The sequence below is a fragment of the Gorillibacterium sp. sgz306347 genome, assembly GCF_059735245.1.
Genome location: NZ_JCAPET010000024.1, coordinates 1 through 21,153, shown reverse-complemented (window position 1 = coordinate 21,153; position 21,153 = coordinate 1). Strand labels below are relative to the sequence as shown.

The 21,153-nt window shown below is 56.0% G+C and carries 17 protein-coding genes and 1 pseudogene; 14 read left to right on the top strand and 4 right to left on the bottom strand.

Annotated features, from left to right (window positions below; all coding sequences use genetic code 11):
* Positions 1-443: 443 nt before the first annotated feature.
* Positions 444-2,021: a helix-turn-helix domain-containing protein gene (locus AC6I6H_RS13960; RefSeq protein ID WP_497954481.1), complete on the bottom strand. Its 1,578-nt coding sequence runs from the start codon at positions 2,019-2,021 to the stop codon at positions 444-446.
* Positions 2,002-3,828, bottom strand: a complete 1,827-nt coding sequence (locus tag AC6I6H_RS13955; RefSeq protein ID WP_497954479.1) for a cache domain-containing sensor histidine kinase — start codon at positions 3,826-3,828, stop codon at positions 2,002-2,004. Before AC6I6H_RS13955 ends, AC6I6H_RS13960 begins: the two co-directional genes overlap by 20 nt.
* Positions 3,829-4,057: 229 nt before the next feature.
* On the opposite strand from AC6I6H_RS13955, the gene AC6I6H_RS13950 reads away from it, so the two are divergent.
* Genes AC6I6H_RS13950 through AC6I6H_RS13935 form a run of 4 tightly spaced genes read left to right on the top strand, consistent with a single transcriptional unit; the run spans position 4,058 to position 7,940 of the window.
* Positions 4,058-4,942, top strand: coding sequence for a carbohydrate ABC transporter permease (locus tag AC6I6H_RS13950; protein ID WP_497954478.1), 885 nt, complete (start codon positions 4,058-4,060; stop codon positions 4,940-4,942).
* Positions 4,939-5,772, top strand: a complete 834-nt coding sequence (locus AC6I6H_RS13945) for a carbohydrate ABC transporter permease (RefSeq protein ID WP_497954476.1) — start codon at positions 4,939-4,941, stop codon at positions 5,770-5,772. The genes AC6I6H_RS13950 and AC6I6H_RS13945 overlap by 4 nt, the downstream gene beginning before the upstream one ends.
* A gap of 20 nt (positions 5,773-5,792) precedes the next feature.
* The gene (locus AC6I6H_RS13940) at positions 5,793-7,103 is read left to right on the top strand and encodes an ABC transporter substrate-binding protein (RefSeq protein ID WP_497954475.1); all 1,311 of its coding nucleotides are present in this window, start codon (positions 5,793-5,795) and stop codon (positions 7,101-7,103) included.
* Positions 7,104-7,148: 45 nt separating this feature from the next.
* Positions 7,149-7,940, top strand: coding sequence for a sugar phosphate isomerase/epimerase family protein (locus AC6I6H_RS13935; protein WP_497954473.1), 792 nt, complete (start codon positions 7,149-7,151; stop codon positions 7,938-7,940).
* Positions 7,941-8,177: 237 nt separating this feature from the next.
* Here the strand turns inward: AC6I6H_RS13935 and AC6I6H_RS13930 are convergent, their stop codons facing one another.
* The gene (locus AC6I6H_RS13930; protein ID WP_497954471.1) at positions 8,178-8,474 is read right to left on the bottom strand and encodes a putative quinol monooxygenase; all 297 of its coding nucleotides are present in this window, start codon (positions 8,472-8,474) and stop codon (positions 8,178-8,180) included.
* A 20-nt stretch (positions 8,475-8,494) separates the two neighbouring features.
* Positions 8,495-9,124, bottom strand: coding sequence for a nitroreductase family protein (locus tag AC6I6H_RS13925; protein WP_497954470.1), 630 nt, complete (start codon positions 9,122-9,124; stop codon positions 8,495-8,497).
* 180 nt (positions 9,125-9,304) lie between these two features.
* Here AC6I6H_RS13925 and AC6I6H_RS13920 point away from each other — a divergent pair, with 180 nt between their 5' ends.
* From AC6I6H_RS13920 to AC6I6H_RS13875, 10 genes and pseudogenes are all read left to right on the top strand, one after another.
* Positions 9,305-9,760 (top strand): GNAT family N-acetyltransferase, encoded by a 456-nt coding sequence (locus AC6I6H_RS13920; protein ID WP_497954469.1) that lies wholly within the window; start codon positions 9,305-9,307, stop codon positions 9,758-9,760.
* A 202-nt stretch (positions 9,761-9,962) separates the two neighbouring features.
* Positions 9,963-10,910: a hypothetical protein gene (locus AC6I6H_RS13915; protein WP_497954468.1), complete on the top strand. Its 948-nt coding sequence runs from the start codon at positions 9,963-9,965 to the stop codon at positions 10,908-10,910.
* Positions 10,903-11,487 (top strand): beta-sandwich domain-containing protein, encoded by a 585-nt coding sequence (locus AC6I6H_RS13910; protein ID WP_497954467.1) that lies wholly within the window; start codon positions 10,903-10,905, stop codon positions 11,485-11,487. The genes AC6I6H_RS13915 and AC6I6H_RS13910 overlap by 8 nt, the downstream gene beginning before the upstream one ends.
* A 378-nt stretch (positions 11,488-11,865) precedes the next feature.
* On the top strand, positions 11,866-12,822 hold the full coding sequence (locus tag AC6I6H_RS13905; protein ID WP_497954466.1) for a 3'-5' exoribonuclease YhaM family protein: 957 nt from the start codon (positions 11,866-11,868) through the stop codon (positions 12,820-12,822).
* 118 nt (positions 12,823-12,940) lie between these two features.
* On the top strand, positions 12,941-13,675 hold the full coding sequence (gene sigK / locus AC6I6H_RS13900; protein WP_497954465.1) for an RNA polymerase sporulation sigma factor SigK: 735 nt from the start codon (positions 12,941-12,943) through the stop codon (positions 13,673-13,675).
* 1,326 nt (positions 13,676-15,001) lie between these two features.
* Complete coding sequence (locus AC6I6H_RS13895; protein ID WP_497954464.1) at positions 15,002-16,978, top strand: beta-galactosidase trimerization domain-containing protein; 1,977 nt, start codon at positions 15,002-15,004, stop codon at positions 16,976-16,978.
* 12 nt (positions 16,979-16,990) lie between these two features.
* Positions 16,991-17,791, top strand: a complete 801-nt coding sequence (locus AC6I6H_RS13890; protein ID WP_497954461.1) for a polysaccharide deacetylase family protein — start codon at positions 16,991-16,993, stop codon at positions 17,789-17,791.
* Positions 17,792-17,881: 90 nt separating this feature from the next.
* Positions 17,882-18,244 carry a winged helix-turn-helix transcriptional regulator gene (locus AC6I6H_RS13885; protein ID WP_497954460.1) on the top strand — a complete coding sequence of 121 codons (363 nt, stop codon included), beginning with the start codon at positions 17,882-17,884 and terminating at the stop codon, positions 18,242-18,244.
* 110 nt (positions 18,245-18,354) lie between these two features.
* A pseudogene (locus tag AC6I6H_RS13880) lies at positions 18,355-18,483 on the top strand (zinc-binding alcohol dehydrogenase family protein); the annotation flags it as partial.
* 182 nt (positions 18,484-18,665) lie between these two features.
* The gene (locus AC6I6H_RS13875) at positions 18,666-20,645 is read left to right on the top strand and encodes a WD40/YVTN/BNR-like repeat-containing protein (protein ID WP_497954458.1); all 1,980 of its coding nucleotides are present in this window, start codon (positions 18,666-18,668) and stop codon (positions 20,643-20,645) included.
* The last annotated feature ends 508 nt before the right edge of the window (positions 20,646-21,153 follow it).

The window sequence follows — 21,153 nt, the reverse complement described above, 5'->3', positions numbered from 1 at the left end:
TGCATAATCGCAGCATTTCCGGGCAACGCTCGTTAGGCTCGTCAAAATCCTGCATTATTGCAGGATTTCGGAGCGTAGAGAGTAACTGTGCGTCTTGGATAAAAAAGCCGATTCCTTTCTCGCAAAATGATTGGGAAGTCCAGTCAGTTCGCCGAAGGAACGGCTTTTTCTTTTGCCTCCTCTGGCGTTGTGTCCATTGGACAAATGGAGGGTTACTGGAAAAAGGTCCTTATCCGCGCGCCAGTCTCCGGCTGTACCAGACCGCCGACGCATTTTTGCACCAGCACAAATGCAAACGAAATCAACCCCGCATACAGCAAAGAACCAGCCATTGCAAATAACGCCCGCCTTACGGTGAGAGATAACTGCGGCAGCCGAATGTCTTTTACTAAGATAGCCGAACCGCTTCAGCCTGTAAATCCGAAATTTGCCGAAGCGGAGGATCAAGGCTTGCGCCTGTATTGCGAAGGGGAGCTGCCGATAAAACGCTTGAACATTTTGCTGAAGTATTTTTCGTCGTTGTAGCCGACCCGTTGGGCGATATCGGCGATTTTCAGGTCGGTGGCGGCGAGCAGACCGGCGGCTTTGTCAGTGCGGACCCGGTTGATATAATCGACCAGGTTGGAGCCGGTCTGCTGCTTGAACATCCGGGAGAGATAGTCGCCGCTCATGTAGAACGTCCGGGACAGCTCTCCGAGCGTCAGCCGGGTCTGATAGTTGTCCTCGATGTACCGGCGGACGGCGGCAATCAAGCGGCTGCCGTTTGTCCGCCCCTCCGCCGGTCCTGGCTGGAGCAAGCGGCCAAGGCGTTCGGTCAGCCGACGCTGCCACTGTCCGGGCGAGAAGCGCCCGTCTTTGCCGAATGCCGTGCGCGGCGGCACATACTCCGCATCATGGCGCAGCTCCGCGTACCGGAGCGGCTCGTGCTTGCGTAGCCAGGCCAACGCCATGATGTCGATTTCCCGGCACCAGTGCCGCAGCTCCTCCAGCGTGACGGCCGGAAGCTCGCCGACGGCTTCGATCCAGCGGCCGGCCGCCCGCTCGACCTCGGCCGCCGATCCAGCGGCCAGCGCCACGCGAAACCACTCCTCGTACGCGTGAAATTGCAGCCCCGAAGCGGCGGCACCGCCTTCGGGCTGATCCCGGAACCGGCCGATGCGCGCAGCCGGATCGACCAGGTTGACGGCCCCGAGCGCCCGACGCGCTTCCAGATGCGAACGCCGGATCAGCCGCATGCCGTCCGTATTCCCGCCGATGCCGACGGCGTAGACGGGCTGGCCGGCCGTGCCCTCCACCTTCCTCAGAACGCGGTCGAATGCCTCGTCGGTCAGCTCGCGGTTTCCCCACGCCAGCAAAATAACCTCGTTCGGATGGTCCCGGTCTTCGAAAAGCACGAAGCCCTCCGCGCCGGGCCGCTTGTACTTCAACTGCTCGTACGGCTCCACGAGACGGGCGGTCCGGCGGGCGTACAACACGGCCGCGCGGCAGGGACCAGATACGCCGAGAAACGGAAAGTCCACGAGCAGCGCTTCGTCCGCCGCCCCCGGATGCTCATTCTCGAGGTAATCGGTCAGCCGCCGGTCGCGGAAGGTGCGGGCGTCCTCCTGGATGGCTTCCGCCTGCTCCCGCAGGCTGCGGCTGATCCGGCTTTCCTCATAGGCCTGCACCGCTTTGGCGATGGCGGCCCCCAGCATGCCCGCTTCGATCGGCTTCAGCAGATAATCGATGCCGCCGTGCTTCATCGTGACGCGGACCAGGTCGAAATCCCGGTGAGCGCTGATGGCGATCAGCTGAATGGAAGGATCGAAGCCGCGAATCCAGTCCATCAGCTCGCCGCCGCCGCGGCCGGGCATCATCATATCGGTCAGCACAATCTGCGGCCGCTCCGCTTCAATGATCCTGGCGGCCGTAAGGCCGTTGTCGGCATCCAGCACCGTCCCGACGCCCAACGCCTCCCAGTCGGGCAGCAGCCGGATGGTTTCCCGCACATGATATTCGTCGTCAACGATCAGCACTTTCATCGGTGTCACCTCTCTGCGGGATCAAGGGGATTTGCAGCCGTACGAGCAGTCCGGACGGTTGGACCGGCTCTAGCTCAATTCTGGCTTCCGTTCCGTAGTGAAGCCGAAGTCGGAGCAGCACATTGGCCAGCCCGATCCGTTCGCCCGGCTCTCCGGCCGACAAGCGATTTTCGTTCAGCCTTTTCAGCAGCTTCTCCCGGTTATCCGCCGCAAGCCCCCGTCCGTTGTCCGCCACCTCAATGACCAGCCTGCCGTCCTCCAGAAGCAGCCTCACGCCAACCCGTTTTTCCCCAGGCTCAAGCGAAAAGCCGTGCTCAAAGCTGTTCTCGATCACCGGCTGGAGGACCATTTTCGGAATTTCCAGCGCGAGCGCGGCCGGCGATGCATCGATCCGGACCTGCAGGGCGTCCCCGAACCGCTGCCGCTGCAGGGCGAGATAGCGTTCGATGTGGAGCATTTCATCGCGCAGCGTGACGGTCGTCGCTTCCACATCCATGTTGTAATGCATCATCTGGCCGAGGCCGCTGATCAGGTGGTACACCTCCTTGTCCTTGTGCGTAAGCGCCAGGTGCCCGATCGATTGCAGGGCATTGTTGATGAAATGCGGGTTGATCTGCGCCTGGAGCATTTTGAGCTGCACGGACTTGGCAGCCAGATCGGCCCGGTATTCGCGGATGATGTAATGATTGATCGTATCCATCAGGGACTGGAACCGGCGGGCCAGCACGCCGAACTCGTCGTTCCGGCCGGACAATGCGAGCGGCTGCTCCAGCTTCCCTCCCGTTTGCAGCAGGGCGATATGCTGCGTCAGCCGCTTGATCGGTCGGGTCAGCCGGATGCAGACCCACAGCACGGCCGTAATGGACAGGGCGAGAAAAGTGGCCGCCAGCCAGAAGTTGAACGAGGTTAACCGGGTCGCATAGCCGTACAGGACCGTATCGGGGACGGTTTTTACCAGCGTCCAGTTCATGTATTCCGTCTTTGCCCGATTAAAGATGACCATTCCGTCGAACCCGGACGAATGAACCGTTCGCGAGCCGGCTTCGGCGGGAGAAGCCAGCACATCCGCGAGCCATTCCGCGTCCAAGCCTCTCCCGTTCATTGTTTCATCCGAGGCGTAGATAACCACGCCCGAACCGTCCACGATATAAAAGGCTTCTTCCCCTTGCCGATAGAGCTTTGTGCTCAGGCGGCGCAGGAAGTCGGTTTTGATGTCAATGGCCAGATAGCCGAGCAGCCGGTCGGTCGGCACCTGCTGGACCGGACGGTACAGGGTAAACACCTGCTCGGATTGAAGCGGGTCGCCGTGGACGAGATGCAGCCGGCTGGTGGCGTGCGTCGGCTCGATGTACGTCTGGTTGGGCATGTAGCGAAACCGGCTTTCCGGCGGAACGGCGCGGCTGACGATGCCCTGATCCAGCAGGGCGAAGTAGGCGGAGCCGGCCTCGCTGTACAGCGAGGCCCGGAAAATACCGTCGGCCGAGCCGTAGACGGATTGCAGCTGGGCATAGGCTTTGTTATACAGCTCGACGTTGTAGCTGGGGGCTCCGTTATTTTTTTCGAGAAGGCGGTAAAGCGCGGAATTGGCGTAGATGCCGAGGGAAGCGCGGTTCAGAATGTCCATTTGGCTGACGATCAACTGGCGTCCCTGGTACAAAAGCGAAGTGTTTTCTTCTACAAAACGTTCTTTTAGCGATTGCTTGGTGAACACATCGGTCATCACAATCGAAACAGCGGTCGGAATGACGACAGCGGACAAAAGAAGCACAATCAGCCGGTTGCGGATACTGGTCGTCAGAAAACGCAAGAACGCTCCTCTTTTCTGAAAAAAACGGTTATGTTACTAAATCTATCACATTCCTCGCAATGTGACCACATAAGTGGGGGGGGAACAAGTATTGCCAGCCGTTTCTGCGAGTAAATGACAGCTTCATGACAAAATAGTTAACCAAATTGCGCGGAATTGTAGGTGTCCGGCCGTGCCCGCTCCCGCTAGAATGCAAAGTAGAAGACAGAGCATGAAAGGGGTGAGGAGAATGGGGAAACGGTCGATCCGCCATTGGACGGGTCAAGTAGTCTTTGTCGGGCCGGCGCTGCTTGTGTTTACGCTTATCGTTGCCGTTCCGCTATTCATGGGGCTCTACTATTCGTTTACCGATTGGAACGGCGTTTCCCGATTGGTCAACTGGGTCGGGCTCGCGAACTACCGCTTTCTGGCGATGGTGGATTCGCAGTTTGCCGTTTCGTTCTGGTTTACGGCAAAGCTTTCATTCCTGATCGTGCTGCTGTGCAACCTGCTCGGTTTTGCGCTCGGGTATGCGCTCATTCATCCTTTGCGGACGCGGATGGGGCTCCGGGCGGCGCTGTTTCTGCCCAATGTGCTGGGCGGTCTGCTTCTTGGCTTTATTTGGAATTTTATCTTTACAAGGGGCTTTGCCGCCATCGGAAAAGCGACAGGCTGGTTGTTCTTTAACCTGAGCTGGCTGGGAACGGAAGCCACCGCCTTCTGGGCCATCGTCATGGTGGCGGTCTGGCAGCAGGCGGGTTATCTGATGGTCATTTATATTGCCGGGCTGACGGGTATTCCGAAGGAACTCCGCGAAGCTGCGGTGATGGACGGAGCAAGCAAGTGGCAGGAGCTGCGCCATATCGTGCTCCCGCTGATTATGCCGACGGTGTCGATTTGCCTGTGCCTGACGCTGCTCTGGTCGTTCCGCATCTTCGACCTGAACTTTTCGCTGACCGCAGGCGGGCCGTTCCGGTCAACCGAATCCGTGACGATGAACATCTACACGGAGGCGTTCACGAACAACAACTACGGCCTCGGATCGGCAAAAGCGATGGTGTTTTTCGCGGCGGTCGCCGTCATTTCTTCGCTTCAGGTGTTCCTGACGAAAAAGGTGGAGGATAAGGTCTCATGACGACGAAAAAATCTGCTTACGGCCTTATTGCCACGGAAGTGCTGATGATCGCGGTCGCTTTGCTTTTTCTTGCTCCGTTCTATTTTGTCCTGGTCAACTCGGTCAAAACAACGCCGGATATTCTGAAAGGCGCGGCATCCCTGCCCGTGTCCTTTGAGTGGGGAAATTACAAGGAGGCGTGGGAGGTGCTGCGGTTTCCCCGCGCTTTGTGGAACACGCTGCAAATTACGGTGTTCAGCAACCTCACGATCACCCTGCTTTCGGCCATGACGGCGTACCGCGTCGTCCGGCGGAACACCCGGTTCAATAAATTTGTCACCGTGCTGTTTCTCGCCTCCATGTCTCTGCCGTTTCAGGCGATCATGATTCCGCTCGTGAAGCTTCTTGGAAATGCCGGGCTGGTCAACAAAATGAGCGGAATCGTGCTGGTCTACACGGGTCTCGGGCTGGCGTACACAATCTTTCTGTACCGGGGGTTTGTCAAATCGATTCCATACGAAATCGAGGAATCGGCGATCGTTGACGGCTGCGGCGAGCTGCGTCTGTTCTGGAAAATCGTTTTTCCGCTGCTGGCGCCGATCACGGCTTCGATCCTCATTCTGAACACGCTTTGGCTGTGGAACGATTTTATGGTGCCGCTGATCATGTTTCACGATTCCAAGATGAACACGATCCAGCTGGCGATCAACTCCCTGTTCGGGGAGTACATGAAGCAGTGGGACCTGGCGCTGGCGGCGCTTGTCATGGCGGTCGCACCGGTGGTTTTGTATTTTCTTCTTCTGCAAAAGCGCGTCCTGGAGGGTATTATGGGCGGCGCCATCAAAGGATAATCACGAGGAGGCCAACAACGATGAGAAAAACAGCGATCACCCTTGCCGGCATTCTGGCGTCTGTCGCCCTGCTTTCGGGCTGCGGCGGAGGAGCTTCCGATTCGGCTTCCGGCGCAACGAACAGCTCCGCGCCTGCGTCATCAGCCCCGGCGGCTTCCGGCGAGCCGGTCGTGCTCAAGTTTTTTAACCACAAGATTGAAATCGCCGAGCAACTGAAAGCGCTCAAAGCCGATTACGAAGCGGAACACGAAAATGTGACGCTGGAAATCGAAACGGTGTTCGAAAACTACGACACGGCGCTAAAAACCAAGTTTGCGGCCAACGAAATGCCCGACATTTTCGCGCTGGAAGGCTCCTCGGCGATGGGAATCTGGACCGAAGAGCTCGAAGATTTGTCCGGAGAGCCCTGGATGGGCGACGTTGTGGACGCGGCGCTGCCGGGGATGACCTTTGACGGCAAGTCGTACGGTCTCCCGCTTGGCCTGGAAGGGTACGGCTACCTGTACAACAAGGATCTGTTCGAGCAAGCGGGCATTTCCAAGGTGCCCACAACGTTTTCGGAGCTGGAGGATGCGGCCGTCAAGTTGGAAGCAATCGGCACCAAGCCGTTTGTGATGCAGGGCAGCTCCTATTTTCCTCTCGGCGTGCATTCGCTTAACAACGCGTTCGCCAAACAGTCCGATCCGGAAGCCTTCATGAAAGGGTTAAGCGACGGCTCGGAAGCTTTTGCAGGCAACGAGCTGTTCGAAAACTGGGGCAAGCTGATGCTGTTTGAAAAGGACCACACCTACGGCAATCCGCTGACGCAGGATTACAATGCCGTGGCGACCGAATTCGCGGCCGGCAACGGAGCCATGACGGTACTCGGCAACTGGGCTGACGGCACGATCAAGCAGCTGAACCCGGACGTGAACATCGGGATTATGCCGATCCCGTTGAACGAGGACAGCGCGCTGAACGACAAGCTGTTTGTCGGCGTTCCGCGTTACTGGGTGGTAAACAACAAGTCGGCGGTGAAGGAAGAAGCGAAGGAATTCCTGAACTGGCTGGTTACCTCGGAAACGGGCAAAAAATATATGACGCAGGACTTCCAGTTCATCCCGGCGATGAAGTCGCTGAAAGCCGAGGAAGCTTCAATCGGCCAAACGGGCGTGGATGTGCAGACGTACGTGCAAGCCGGAAAAGCGCTGGCTTGGGAATGGACAAAATACCCGGACGGCGTCACACAGGATCTGGGCACCTCCGCCCAGAAGCTGATCGCCGGGCAGATCGACATTCCGACGATGCTGAAGGAATTTGAAGCGGCCTGGAAAGTGGCCAGCTCCAAGTAATCATTCGCGCCGCGGTCTTAAATGGCTTAAAAGGAGGAAACGAAAATGAAATTTGGCATTCAATTATATACGCTCCGGGATGAATTGGAGAAGGATTACGTCGGCACCCTGCGCCAAGTCGCGGAATGCGGCTTTCAGGGCGTGGAATTCGCGGAATTTATCGGTTATGGAGGCATGACCCCGGCGGAGCTGAAAAGCCTGCTGGACGAGCTCGGGCTGGAGACGGTGGGCGTCCACGTAGCGCCCATTGCAGCGGTGGCGCCCGTTGCGCAGGAGAAGATTGCGCTGGTCAAGACGCTCGGAAGCCGACATGTGACCATCGGCTCGCCGGACGACCGGTACTTCATTGAAGAGAACTTCAAGACGCCGGAGGAGGACTGGAAAGCTCACTTTGCCGATCTGCGGACAATCGGGGAAGCCTGTAAAGCAGCGGGCATGGTGCACAGCTACCACAACCACTGGTTTGAATTCGAGGAGACGGTGGACGGCGAGCCGGTGCTTGACCGCATGCTGGAAAGCGTTACGGCCGAGCTTCTCGGCCTGGAGCTTGATGTCTGCTGGACGACCCGGAGCGGCAACGACCCGGTGGCCTATATGCGGACCAATGCGGAACGCATGCACCTGGTGCATGTGAAGGACATGGTGCGTCTGCCGGACGGAACGGTCGACACCGTTCCGCTCGGCTCCGGCGAGGTCGACCTCCCGGCCGTGCTGGAGGAAGCAAAACGCCAAGGGCTGGAATGGGCGGTATACGAGCAGGACTTTACCAAGCCGAACGCCATTGAGGCGATGAAAGAAAGCATGGCCTGGCTGCGCGCCAACGGGTATATCGGCTGAACGGACCACGTGAAGATGAGGGACTGCCGTCGGCCCGCCGGACACCGGCCGGGGACGGCCGGCGCATCGTTCGGCTAGCTCGGCCGCACGACCTGCCCGCCTTGCCGCGCCCGAAAATTTAAGCGGCGGCCGGGGCCAGCCGGAAACGGCAAAGCCCGCAAGCCTTCCCGGACAGGGAAGCTTGCGGGCTTTTTCTTTCCGACCCCGGTCCGGCGAAAGGGCCGGGCCGACCGCCCCTTAAGGCGCGACCGGTTCGCCGCTGAAGACTTTTACTTCCGGCGGCGCCGACACGAAATCGCCCGCCTTGGCGGCAAAAGCGGTATAGTGGCTGCTGGCGCCGTGGGCGGCTACCGCTTCGGCGTCGCGCCAGGTCTCGACCATGATGAACACATTGTCCTGCGAGGCGTGCTGATACAGCTCGTAGGACAGGTTACCTTCCTCCGCCCGGGTGGCCGCGATCAGCGGACGGGTTTCCTCAAGAAACGCCGCCTTTCGGTCGGGACGGATTTGAAAAACCGCATGGATGATAAACATGCTGTGCTTCCTCCTTTCCATTATTTCCATTCCGTGATTTTGGGAATGGGCAGACGGACGGATTCATAGCCCGGGTTCGCCGCCTTGCCGATGGAAAGAAGCATAACGGGCACGTACCGGTCTTTGTCCATGCCAAACGCCTCGGAGACCCCGTCCTTGTCGTAGCCGCCGATCGGGTTGGTGTCGTAGCCGTGCGCCCGGGCCACCAGCATCAGCTGCATGGATACCAGTCCCGCGTCAATCAGCACGGTGTCTTTGTTCGCTTCGCGGGAAAGGGAAGCAAAATAGGGGGCGAGGTTGGTCAGCTGGCGTTCTTTCACTTCGGCGGGCATCAGACCGCGCTCCACGGCGGCGCCGTAAATCTCCTCGGCGTAATCGAAGCTCTGGAGGTCGCCGAAAACGGCGATGACGGCGGCGGAGGTCTCCGCCTGCATCTGATTAAACTTGACCAGCGGAGCAAGCTTTGCTTTGCCCTCCGGGCTTTCGATAATCAGGAACCGCCAAGGCTGCATATTTACCGAAGAAGGGGCGCGGGTGGCCTCGGTCAAAATTTCGGTCATTTCTTCCCTGCTGATTTTTACGGTTGGATCGTATTGGCGGACGGAACGCCGCCCGTGCAAAATTTGCATAAAATCATTGGTTCGCTCCATGGTTTTCTCACGGTCTCCTTTTGTCTTCAATTTTCATTTCTCTTGCAAAAAATCATATTGTACACATTATATTACCGGGGATCATCCGGCCGGTCAACTGAATCGGGCTGCGGGCCTTCCATTGTATTTTTTGGCTAAAGTCCGTATAGTAGTCCTAAAAAATAATGACGGAGGTATCGCATGGAGATCCGGGAGGATGATTTAAGCGGCGCGGAAATTCAGGCGCTGGTCACCGAGCATTTGCAAAGCATGCTGGAGGAGTCCGGGCCGGACAGCTGCCATGCGCTCGATCTGGACGGGCTGCGCAAGCCGGAGGTGACGTTCTGGAGCGTATGGGACCGGGGGGAGCTGGCCGGCTGCGGCGCCATGAAGGAACTGGATAAGAAGCACGGGGAACTGAAATCGATGCGCACGGCCGCCGGCTATTTGCGTAAAGGCGTCGCAAGACTTCTCCTGGAGCATATCATTGAGGCGGCGCGCAAGCGCGGATACCGCCGGCTCAGCCTGGAAACCGGCTCGCTCGCTGCTTTCGCCCCGGCTGTGAAGCTGTATGAACAGTTTGGCTTTCGCGCATGCGGCCCGTTTGCCGATTACGCAGAGGACCCGAACAGTTTATTTATGACATTGGAGCTGTAGATTGTGACCGTCTCTCTCAGCGTTATCCGCCTGAATCGGCGTCCGTTTTCATTCGCTCTGCGGCCCCAATGGGGAAGCAGGCGTTTTTTTATGCAAAAAAAGAAGTATGTTCACAAAATTGTTAATTTGTGGGTGGGAGGAGGCGAAAGCAAAGGGACGAACTTTATATAGTATTCGCCAGACTGAGGAGTGATGGAGAAGGATGCAAAGACCCAGCGTGTATTCGGTAAACAAGTACGTTTTCGATTGCCTTGATTTTCTCCCCGCCGTCGTACTGACGAATCAAAACCAGCCGTATCAATACATGTTTTCGGACAACTGGCGGTTTCACTACCGGGGCATAGACGCTATTTCCGTCCTGGGAGAGAAGGAGGATGAATTAACGCTTCGAACGAAACTTCGGGAGCTGTACGGAATCGAGCAGCAGTTCCATTCCTTTGAACGGCTGACGGATACCGCGCTTCCGGAATACCTTTGCCTCAAGGTGGACGGCTACTACATTCCCTGGGCTCTGAACGGGGGGAGGTATCATGATAATCACTGGTTTCTCCTCATCACGCAGTCGGAGGACCGGTCCCAAGGGTACGTTATCGACCGGATTCCCGAATACGAAGGCTGGGTCGATATGGATGTGATCAACCGGGGCTACGTCAACGCCGTCGGAGGCACGATGTGCTTCACCCTGCCGCCTTCCGCTATTCAGGTTACGGCCGCGCAGGCAGCCGGCATGCTTTTGAAGACCGCGGCCCGGATAAAAGGGCAGAGCGAAGACGAAGGCCTTCTTGGAATAAACCGGTACAAAAAGGATGTCCTCCGGCTGAAGGAAGAATCGGGCGTCTATGTGGAGACCTGGTGGAACCAGCTGCAAGCCGTAACCGACCAGAAGTTAAAGTTCCTGGAGTTTGTCTCTTTTTTGGAATTTTCCGAGGCGTCTCCCTTGAAAGACAAGGCATCGGGCAGCTTATCCGCTCTTCTGAACCGGACAGCAAACCGCTGGATGGCGTTTCGAAACCGCTTGATGAAAACAAAGGTCAACCAAGCCTACGATTATCAGGATGTTGCCGAGCGTCTGGACGGGATCATGAGTCATGAGGTGAAGTGTGCGGAAGAGCTTGAAGCTTTCGCCGAAAGGGTGACGAGCCATGGATGAGACGTTCCGCCAGATCGACCTGACCGGCCGGTATAACACCAAGGGAATTTCCTGGCTTTCCCCGTCCGTCCCCGCCGCGATCAATCACATTGGGGAATCCTTGTGCGGCGAACTGCTGCCGAACGGCGAACGAATTGCCGTAAAAGGAGTTCCGTTTCAGTTTCCGGCCACCCGGGGACCCGAACCGGACTTGATGTGCCTGGAAGGCCAAACGCTTTCCGTTCCGGAAGGCAGCTATGCGGGCATTGCTTTCCTGGGCATCAGCACCTGGGGAGATTTTGTCGATGTGCTGGAACTGGTATACGCAAATGGAGACGTCGAGGAAGTGCCCTTCGGCATCCGGGATTGGAAATGCTTCAACAAGGACGTTCAAAATCCAGATGAAGAGCTTTACATGCCCTACACCCGCTTCCAGGAGGACAACATTAACCAGGCTGCTCAAATCCAGCTGCTTGTAATTCACGTGGACAGCACCCTTCCGCTGAAAGACATCCGGTTTCCCGATAATGTGTATACCTACATTGCGGCGATAACATTGATGACAAAGAAAATTGCGGCGGCCGCTGCCGAGAACTGACTGAAGAATTAGAGTGTGAAAAAGGGCGGAGACGCTTTTCGCAGCACGAGGCGAAGGCGTCTTTTTGCTTGCCGCAGGCTGCTTGCTCCTTCCCCCGGCGGTCCGGGAAAGTCTTTTGTCCTGCCTCATGGGAGTTCATGTTTCCTCCGTTGTCTTTTCTCCGGTATGTTATACTTTTCTATAGATTGAACTTGAAGAGTTTAATATAACGAGTCGTCACGACTGCGGGGAATGCTTGGACTTCCGGCCGCTGTTGTTTCCAGATTTCCTGAATATCCGCCTGATGCGGTAGAAATCCGGAGTAAGTTCAATCTGTTTCGTAAATGGTTATAACAGAAATGGAATGGCCGAAAAAAGGTTGCGGACGGAGGAGAACGGATGCCGCTGATTAAAGAACTGAACGCCCAGGAGGAATTCACGGGTTTCTTCTTGTTGAAAGAGCTGGAATGCAAGCAAACCAACACGACGCCGGCGAAAGATTATTTCGATCTGGTGCTTTGTGATGCCAGCGGTCAGATTCCGGCTAAATACTGGGATGTAAGAGAAACGGAAAAGGACAGCTTCTCGCCAATGACCTTGGTGAAGGTGCAGGGGACGGTTCAATTGTACCGGGAGAAGCCGCAGGTTAAAGTTTTGCGGATTCGAAACGCCACAAAGGAAGACGGTGTTTCGCTGACGGATTTCATCCGTGCGGCCCCGATCGGAGCGGCGGAATTAATCCGGACTATACATACGGTGATGGCGAGTATCGAAGACCCCGTGATTCGGGACATTGTCCGCTATTGCGCAGACAAGGTTGGAGATAAGCTGGAGCATTACCCGGCCGCGAAACTGCATCATCATGCTTACTATGCCGGGCTTGCCTATCATATGGTCCGCATGCTGGAAATCGGTGAGTTTCTTTGCAAGCAGCGGCCGTTTCTGAATGCCGATTTGATCAAGGCGGGCATCCTTTTGCACGACATTGCCAAACCGGAGGAGATGATCGCGCAGCTCGGCGTTGTGACGGATTATAGCGTAAAAGGAAAGCTGCTCGGCCACATCGCCTTGGCGGCGAATTGGATCACCGAAGCCGCCCTGCGGCTGGACATTTCGCTCGACTCGGAGCAGGTCGTGGGGCTCCAGCATCTTGTTCTTTCCCATCACAACCTTGGGGAATGGGGAAGTCCGGTGCAGCCGCAGACGGCGGAAGCCGTGGCGCTGCATCACATCGACGCGCTCGACGCAAAGCTGCAAATGGCCGAGGATGCGCTGAACACCACGCCGGACAAGGAAACGTGGACCCAGCCGGTCCGCGGGCTGGAGAACAAAGCGATGTATCGCTCGCGATCTTAAGCCGGAGTGAATGAGCATGGGGTTGATTTCATCTTAAAATGAAACAAAACTTCGCCACATAAAACAGGTTCCGCGAAATCCGCCCGAACAGGCACTTCCGGGCACCCGCCCACATAAGATGCTTTATACGCATCGTGGGAGGGTGACGAAAGTGCCTGCTTTTTTTGCATCAATCGCTTTGCTGATCAAAAACCTGTCGCTCCTGGTTTCGTATGTGAAGAACAACGCCTTTCCGCAGCCTTTGGCGGAAGCGGACGAGGTCAAGCATTTGCGGCGGATGCAGGAAGGGGATCCGGTTTCGCGCAACATCCTGATTGAGCACAACCTGCGGCTGGTGGCGCACATCGTCAAAAAGTTCGATAACACCGGCGAAGATTTGGAGGATCTGATTTCCATCGGAACCATCGGGCTGATCAAGGCAATCGAGTCATTTTCTCCGGAAAAAGGGACGAAGCTGGCCACCTTTGCCGCCCGCTGTATCGAAAATGAGATTTTGATGCACTTGAGATCTCTTAAAAAGACCCGCAAGGATGTCTCTCTCCATGATCCGATCGGCACCGACAAGGAAGGCAATGAAATCACCTTGATTGATATTTTGGGCACCGAAACGGACGATGTCGCCGAAATGGTGCAGCTCAAAATTGAAAAATCGAAAATTTACGCCCATTTGGACATTCTCGATCCGCGCGAACAGGAAGTGATCCGCGGCCGGTTCGGTCTGGAAGCGGGCGGGGAAGAACGGACCCAGCGGGAAATCGCCAAGGAACTGGGCATCTCGCGCAGCTACGTCTCCCGCATCGAGAAGCGGGCGCTGATGAAGCTGTACCACGAATTTTACAAGGCGAAACGGTAGAAGATCCATGACGAAAGGCAGTTCGCATATATTCAGGCAGCGAATTCGTTTTATGCGGAATGGAAAGAGAATTTTCCAGCAAAAAAGCTTCTGCTATTCGAAGAAGCTTTTTTGCTTTGTTTAGAAATTGCGAACGCAAAGTTGGCAAAGAAATCCGATTTCTAAACCCTAAATTGATTGCGATATTCACGAGGTGTTTTATATTCTGATTACCGGACAGGGGATGGAAGCAGTTGTTGCAAAAAGGCGGGTTATACCAGTAGCGGGGAGACCCGCTTCTCAGGCTGTCAAGAAAGTATCGGTAGGCATTTTTTATGCAAAAGTGCAGCGGGCGCGAACTCCCCATTAATCGGAGCGTTTTGCGCTCGCAGCGTGGACAGGAAGTGCAAAAAATCAACTAATCCGATCATTTTGTCTATTCTCGACCGATTAAATGCAAAAAAGCAATTATTTCTCCGCTTTTCTCCGGCTAACGCTTGTTTAGTCGGAATTAAGTGCGTCTAGGGAATTATTTTTGCGATCGGAACGGGATATCATCCAAATAAGTATCGCTGTGCACCTATTTGCCTTTTTTCCTGGGCTTCGTTGGCTTGTGCCCGCCACTTGCGATTTTCAGCCAATAAAGCAGAGAGATAGGAAGGGAGAACGAGGCAAGGCAGAATCGGATTTTCAGATCACCGTAGACTCAACATGCTGCTATACTCTTTCTGAGCCTAGAGAAATGCGTCTCCTCCCGACCACGGAATCTTTTGAGCAGTGAATGCAACCTTGTGTTACGGAAAAGGACATGAAGCACAGCGACAGATAGCGAATTCGGCTATCATGAAGACGGTGGGAAATAGGAATGGAGGACGCAGGAGAATGAAAAGCTTCTGCATAAACAACGGTTCTGTAAACTTGCATGTTCTGGAGAAAGGAGAAGCCGGCCAAGAAAGCCCCTCTTACTGATTGTTTGCGGTTTTTGGGAATCTGCCGAGAGGGCGCTTCCGCTCCTCGACAGGCTTTCCGGTCATATCGTAGCTTTCAGCTTTCGGGGAAGAGGATCAAGCTCGACACCGAAAACCGGTTATACGCTGGCCGACCATCTGTCGGATATCGAAACGGTGGTCAACCATTGCGGCCTTAACGACGATTACAAAAAAATGCTCCCTCATTGCAGGATTGTTGAGTTTCACAACTCGGGTCATATGATTCCCGATGAAGAGCAGGAGAGATATATCGAAGAAGTACGGTTAACTTTAAATAGTTCATGCAGGCAACCAATGAAAAAAGGAGTCTAATCCACGCCCCTGATTGGAAGATCCGATACGGAAAGGAAGCGTACTCATGCGATTTCGTCAGGTTCATCTTGATTTTCATACTTCCGAAGCGATAGCGCCGATCGGAGCCCGTTTTGACAAGAAGCAGTTTCAGGAGCTGCTGATGCGGGCCCATGTCGATTCCGTCACGGTTTTCTCCAAATGCCACCACGGCTGGGCTTACCATCCCTCGGAGGCGAACGAAACGCACCCCGGGCTAAGCTTCGATTTGCTCGCGGCGCTCATCGAGGCTGCCCATGAAATCGGTGTGAAGACGCCGGTCTACCTGTCGGCGGGGGTGGACGAGAAGCTGGCCCGGCGCCATCCGGAATGGCTGATCCGCGACGAAAACGATCAGACCAACTGGGTAAAGGGGTTCCTGGAGCCGGGCTACCATCAGTTTTGCATGAATTCGCCTTATCTGGATATTCTGCTGGAGCAAATCCGGGAGGTTTTGTCCCGGTATGACGCAGACGGGCTGTTTCTGGATATTGTCGGCGTCCGCCGCTGCTACTGCCACAGCTACGTGGTAAGCATCCGCCGGGAAGGGAAGGACCCGCGCGACGAGGCAGCCATGCAAAGCCTTTGGGAAAAAACCTATGCGGCCTATGCCGCCCGGGTGAAGGAAACGGTTGAATCGGTCAAGCCGGGGCTCCCGATCTTTCACAACAGCGGGCACCTCACGCGAGGCCGGCGGGACCTGGTTTGCATGAACACGCATTTGGAGCTGGAATCGCTGCCGACCGGAGGCTGGGGCTATGACCATTTTCCGCTTTCGGCCCGTTATGCGCAGACGCTCGGGGTCGATTTTCTCGGCATGACCGGAAAATTTCATACCTCCTGGGGAGAATTCGGAGGCTACAAGCATCCGAACGCGCTCCGTTACGAAACCGCGCTCAGCCTCGCCAACGGCGCGCGGTGCTCGATCGGCGATCAGCTGCACCCGGACGGCCGGATGGACGAAGCGACCTACGAGCTGATTGGCGCGGCCTACCGCGAGGTGGAGCGCAAGGAAGCCTGGTGCGTGAAGGTGGCGAATGTCGCGGATGTGGCGCTGCTGTCGCTGGAAGCGGCCGGCGTCCACCCGAAGGCCAAAGCGGAGCCGGGACGAGCGGCGGATGCCGACGCCGGTGCCGTTCGCATGCTGCTGGAGGGGAACCTGCTGTTTGACGTCATTGACAAAACACATGATTTTACTCCGTATAAAGTGCTGATTTTACCGGACTATGTGGCAGTGGAGGAGGAACTGCGGGACAAGCTGGAACAATTTTTGCTTCAGGGCGGGAAGCTTTTTGCAACGGGATGGTCCGGGCTTGATCCGGAGGGAACCCGCTTCGCAATCGACTTCGGGGTGAAGCACACGGGAGAGAACCCGTACCGGCCCGATTATTTTCGCCCGCTGTTCAAGCTGGAGAGCCTGGGAGAAGCCGCTTATGTGTTTTATTCCCGGGGACAGCGAATTGAGCTTGCCGGCGGAACGGAGCTTGGCCGCCGCGAAGACCCGTATTTCAACCGCGATGTATTTGCGTTTTGCTCCCACCAGCATACGCCATGCAGTTACGCTTACGGGGGGCCGGGCATGGTGGAAAGCGGCAGCGGAATCTATTTTGCCTGGAACGTCTTTGAGGACTACGCGGACAAAGGAAGCCTGATTTTGAAGGAAGCGGTTCTTTACGCGCTGAACCGGCTGCTTCCGGACAAGACGCTGCAAACCGGTCTGCCCGCCCAGGGCGTCGTCACGCTGCAGGAGCAAAAGGAAGAGAAGCGGTTCGTCAACCACCTGCTTTACGCTTCCCCGGTCCGCCGCGGGAGGAACATCGAAGTGATTGAAGATATCGTTCCGCTCCATAATGTTCCGGTTTCCGTCCGGACTTCCCGCCGTGTCACAAAGGTATACCTTGCTCCTCAGCTGGAGCCGCTTTCTTTTCATCAGGAGGTCGGCGCGGTTTCTTACACCGTTCCCCGGCTGGAATGCCATCAGATGGTGGTTCTCGATTATGAATAAAGGAGACGGAAGATGAACATACGGTATGACTGTTTTCCCAATGGGCTTCATAAGGCGCTTACCCTGAGCTTTGACGACGGGCGGATTTACGACAAAAGACTGGTGGAAAAGCTGAACGAATACGGCTTTAAAGGGACGTTTCATTTGAACAGCGGCACGCTCGGCAAGGAAGGGTTCCTTTCTCCCGATGAGGTGCCTTCCCTGTTTGCGGGACACGAAGTATCGGCCCATACCGTAACGCATCCTTTTCTTGAGCAGTCTCCTCCCGAGCAAGCCGTGGGGGAGATAATGGAGGACCGCAGGGCGCTGGAAGCTTTGGTCGGTTATCCGGTTCGCGGGATGAGCTATCCGTTCGGCACCTATAACGAACAGGTGGTTTCGCTTTTGCCCGCTCTGGGAATCGAATACGCCCGAACGGTGGAAAGCCACGGGCGGTTTGATATGCCGGCGGATTTTTTGAAATGGCATCCGACCTGCCACCACAAAGAGATGGCGGAATGCGCCGTCCGGTTTGCAGCTTTGGGGCAAGGGCATTCGAGAATGGCGCTGCTTTATGTATGGGGGCACAGCTACGAATTTGAGGACGACCGCAATTGGGAGCTGCTGGACCGGTTTGGCGAGGCTGCGGGCGGCAAAGCGGATACTTGGTATGCCACCAATGCCGAGATCGTTTCTTATGTCTCCGCGCTGAAGCGGCTCCGTTTTTCGGCGGACTGCGGATGGGCGCACAACCCCTCCGCGCAGAGCGTATGGGTGAGCGTGGACGGGAGCGCGGCGGAATTGCCGGGCGGAAAAACAACGAGCCTTCGCTAAAATTGCCAACCCGCCGGGGAACGCCTAAAAGGACAACAACGGAGCCGGTTTCTGCGGAATATGGTTGCACGGGAAAGGAGAGGATCGGCGATGCGGGATCGCAAAAGCGGGTATGGCGTGTGTCCGAACGACGAGGGGTGTCCGGTTGAATTTACACTGGACGTTATTGGAGGCAAGTGGAAAGGCGTGCTTTTGTATCATTTGATGAATGGACCCAAACGGTTCAACGAGTTCCGGCGCATCTGCCCGGCCGTCACGCAGCGGATGCTGACCCTGCAGCTGCGGGAGCTGGAGGAAGACGGGATTGTGCACCGTGAAGTGTACAAACAGGTACCGCCAAAGGTCGAGTATTCGCTGACGGAGTTTGGACGGACGCTGATCCCGGTGATTACCGCCATGAAAGAATGGGGCGAAGCTTACAAGAAGGCGGGACGTGTTTCCGTTCAGCCGTAACAAACGCAGAGAAACGGTGCTTTTCCCTGTGTGACCGGGAGAAGCGCCGTTTTTGATTCGGAGAACAAATAGATACTATATCACATAAATGTGCGTTAGCGCGGCTTTAGGATGCGGGCGTGATCCGGACGACTGCAACCGAGAGGCTGGAGCCGATCAATGCCGCAAGCCTTCGGAAAGCGCACGCGCTGCTGGAAACGGGCCGTACGGTCGGCAAGGTGGTGGTGGAGCGTTTTTGATTTCATCGGGAAGAAGAGGGAAGCCAGTTGGGAGTTCGGGTTTTGGCGGAAGGCCAACATTGGTTCGGGGTCGGCCTCGCAGCGTTGCACTGAATAGCTTTCGGCTGCGACATCGGTTACTTTCGGCGGGTATGAATAATGCTAAAATAGAGCAATACCTATCGCTGCAAAGGAGAAAAAGGATGAACCGCTCCCGTCGTAATCGCCGCTTTTTATCCATGTTTTTGACGCTTTTTCTGATTGCTCAAGTCTTGCCCGTCCGCCCGCTTCAGGCGCAGGGGGGCAGCCTTGAAGGTGCCGTTGCTACGGCTTCCTTGGCTCCGGCCGAGCTCACGCTCGACTGGACCTCCCATGACAACCTGATCACCGGGATGATGGAGCATTACGCGTACGGAAACGGAGTCTACGTTGTGCCGATTGACGGAGGATACGTAAAGACGTCCAAAGACGGACTGGTCTGGAAGACGAATTGGGTAGGCACCAACAACAGCTTTATCACGATCATTTGGGGAAAAGGGATGTTCTTCGGGTTCATGGAGGAAGCGAACCATACTTCGATATGGACGTCCAAGGACGGCGCCAAGTGGACGAAGACCGCCAAGAGCATCCCTACGCCATACATAAGAGCCGTCGTATGGAGCGGAAAACGGTACGTCGCTGCCGGTGGAACCTATTCGGAAGGCATGATCTATTCCTCGGACGACGGCTTGACCTGGACCAAGCGAAGCTCCGGCCTGAAAATGGACATCAAGAGCCTGGCTTGGGGAAATGGGACCTTTGTCGCTCAGAGCTACGGCGGAGGCGCAGTGTCGGTATCGAAGGACGGCATCGCCTGGAAAAGGGTTGAGACCCATCAGCCCAATTATGAGGAGATGTGGGGGCTGGCTTTTGGCGGCGGGATGTTTGTCGGCGTAGGGGACATGACTATTATGATTTCCCGGGACGGCTTGAAATGGTCTTATGTCGCGTCGAAGGGCTTTTGGTCGGACGTCCGTTGGGTGAAAGACCGTTTTTTCGTAAGAGGCTTCAACTATACGGATTCCAAAAAGGACGACACCGTACCGGCAAACCTCACCTCCAAAGACGGAAAAAGCTGGAGCGCGGCAGGTTTCCTTAACAGCCCGGAGCAATTTGTCCGGATGACGCTGCATAACGGCAAGCAGTTTGTCGCCTATTCAGATTACGGAACTCAAACCTCCACGGACGGAAAAAAGTGGAGGCTGCATTCCAAGTATTCGTTCCGTATGCCGACGAGCCTTCAAGGCGCGGCAAAGGCGGGCGACGGGAAGCTGGTTCTGGTCGGCGGCAAGCTGGATTATTATGACTCGGTCAAGAAGAGCACAACGGAAGCGGTCCAGCTTTCATCCGACGGCAAATGGTCGTCCTCCTCGGTGCAGGGCTATCCCTTATCCAGCGTGGTCTGGACGGGCAGTGAATTTTTTGCCGTCGGGGCTCACGGCAGGATGATGGCTTCGGCAAACGGATCGAGCTGGAAGGCATTACCTTCACCAACAAAGGAAAGCCTGACCCGGGTGATGAAGGCCAAGGATACCTACTACGTAACCGGAACGAAAGGCCTGATCCTGTCGTCCAAGGACAGAAAGAAGTGGACGGTGCACAAAACCAATGTGAAATCGGACATTCATTCGATTGCATGGAGCGGCAAGACATTTGTGGCGGTTGGGGAAGACGGGCTGATTCTGGTGTCGGATAACGGGACCGCATGGACACGAATCAAACGCAATACCGACGTTCCTTATTATGATGTCGTTTGGGGGAACGGACAGTTTGTGGTGACGTCCGCCAGCAACTATTACCCCAACGATTCCTCCACCATTCTTCGCTCGGCTGACGGAAGGAGCTGGAAAGAAGCCGTCTTTAAGGACGGGTTCACGCTCAGAGGCTCCAGTGCGGGTGTTCTCCACGGCATTTCCTTTATCGGCGGCCTGTTTTTCGCGGTGGGCAGCGAGGGCGCCGTGTTCGTTTCCGAGGATGCCGTAAACTGGACGAAGCAGACGGTGCTTTCGGCGGGAGAGTGGAAGCATGCGGTGGAGTTTCGGGGCCGGGTGTACGTCTTTGGCGAATCCGGCATGCTTAACAGCACCGGGAAAATGATCTCCGCCGATCTCAAATCCCTTCGCCGAAGCGAGCATACGCAGTAATAGAAGCCAGGCAAAACCCTTCTGGGCTGGACCATAGACGTCCGGGCTTGATGAAAGGCTTTGTTTGCAGAACCACGGCGCATGAGCATGGGCCGGTGAGCCGCTCGGAAAATGAAGCCAATTTGTTCGCGCAAGTCTCAACCGGAATGGAGTCCCTTGATTGTCAGGCCCGCTGTCGGAAGCTGCTTCCCTTTGGGGACTCCGATGGCGGGCATCTTTGCTGTTTCTTTAGATTGTCCATTCCCTTCAAGGTGTATATATCGTTCGTTGCAAAAAGCAGAGGGGGTTGATGTAAAATTGGAAGAAAGAACCTGTTGCCGAAAGGCATTTGGCCATGGTATATTCTTATTCCGGCCGCAAACGAGATTTTGAAACGAAGCGGTTGGGAATCACGGTTTTTATCGCTGGCTTGCGATAAGGAAGAAAAAAACAGTTGTCAGCCTCGATGAAACGTGTTAAGATGTAATTCCTGTCGCCGAGAGGCGCGGGGCAAGCAAGAAACCAACAT

Excerpts from the sequence above, each read along its gene's own strand:
- AC6I6H_RS13905 (WP_497954466.1), top strand. The coding sequence starts at position 11,866 with ATGCCGCTGATTAAAGAACTGAACGCCCAGGAGGAATTCACGGGTTTC.
- AC6I6H_RS13895 (WP_497954464.1), top strand. The coding sequence starts at position 15,002 with ATGCGATTTCGTCAGGTTCATCTTGATTTTCATACTTCCGAAGCGATA.
- AC6I6H_RS13910 (WP_497954467.1), top strand. The coding sequence starts at position 10,903 with ATGGATGAGACGTTCCGCCAGATCGACCTGACCGGCCGGTATAACACC.
- AC6I6H_RS13930 (WP_497954471.1), bottom strand. The coding sequence starts at position 8,474 with ATGTTTATCATCCATGCGGTTTTTCAAATCCGTCCCGACCGAAAGGCG.
- AC6I6H_RS13915 (WP_497954468.1), top strand. The coding sequence starts at position 9,963 with ATGCAAAGACCCAGCGTGTATTCGGTAAACAAGTACGTTTTCGATTGC.
- AC6I6H_RS13890 (WP_497954461.1), top strand. The coding sequence starts at position 16,991 with ATGAACATACGGTATGACTGTTTTCCCAATGGGCTTCATAAGGCGCTT.
- AC6I6H_RS13945 (WP_497954476.1), top strand. The coding sequence starts at position 4,939 with ATGACGACGAAAAAATCTGCTTACGGCCTTATTGCCACGGAAGTGCTG.
- AC6I6H_RS13960 (WP_497954481.1), bottom strand. The coding sequence starts at position 2,021 with ATGAAAGTGCTGATCGTTGACGACGAATATCATGTGCGGGAAACCATC.
- AC6I6H_RS13920 (WP_497954469.1), top strand. The coding sequence starts at position 9,305 with ATGGAGATCCGGGAGGATGATTTAAGCGGCGCGGAAATTCAGGCGCTG.
- sigK (WP_497954465.1), top strand. The coding sequence starts at position 12,941 with ATGCTTTATACGCATCGTGGGAGGGTGACGAAAGTGCCTGCTTTTTTT.
- AC6I6H_RS13935 (WP_497954473.1), top strand. The coding sequence starts at position 7,149 with ATGAAATTTGGCATTCAATTATATACGCTCCGGGATGAATTGGAGAAG.
- AC6I6H_RS13875 (WP_497954458.1), top strand. The coding sequence starts at position 18,666 with ATGAACCGCTCCCGTCGTAATCGCCGCTTTTTATCCATGTTTTTGACG.
- AC6I6H_RS13950 (WP_497954478.1), top strand. The coding sequence starts at position 4,058 with ATGGGGAAACGGTCGATCCGCCATTGGACGGGTCAAGTAGTCTTTGTC.
- AC6I6H_RS13925 (WP_497954470.1), bottom strand. The coding sequence starts at position 9,124 with ATGGAGCGAACCAATGATTTTATGCAAATTTTGCACGGGCGGCGTTCC.
- AC6I6H_RS13940 (WP_497954475.1), top strand. The coding sequence starts at position 5,793 with ATGAGAAAAACAGCGATCACCCTTGCCGGCATTCTGGCGTCTGTCGCC.
- AC6I6H_RS13885 (WP_497954460.1), top strand. The coding sequence starts at position 17,882 with ATGCGGGATCGCAAAAGCGGGTATGGCGTGTGTCCGAACGACGAGGGG.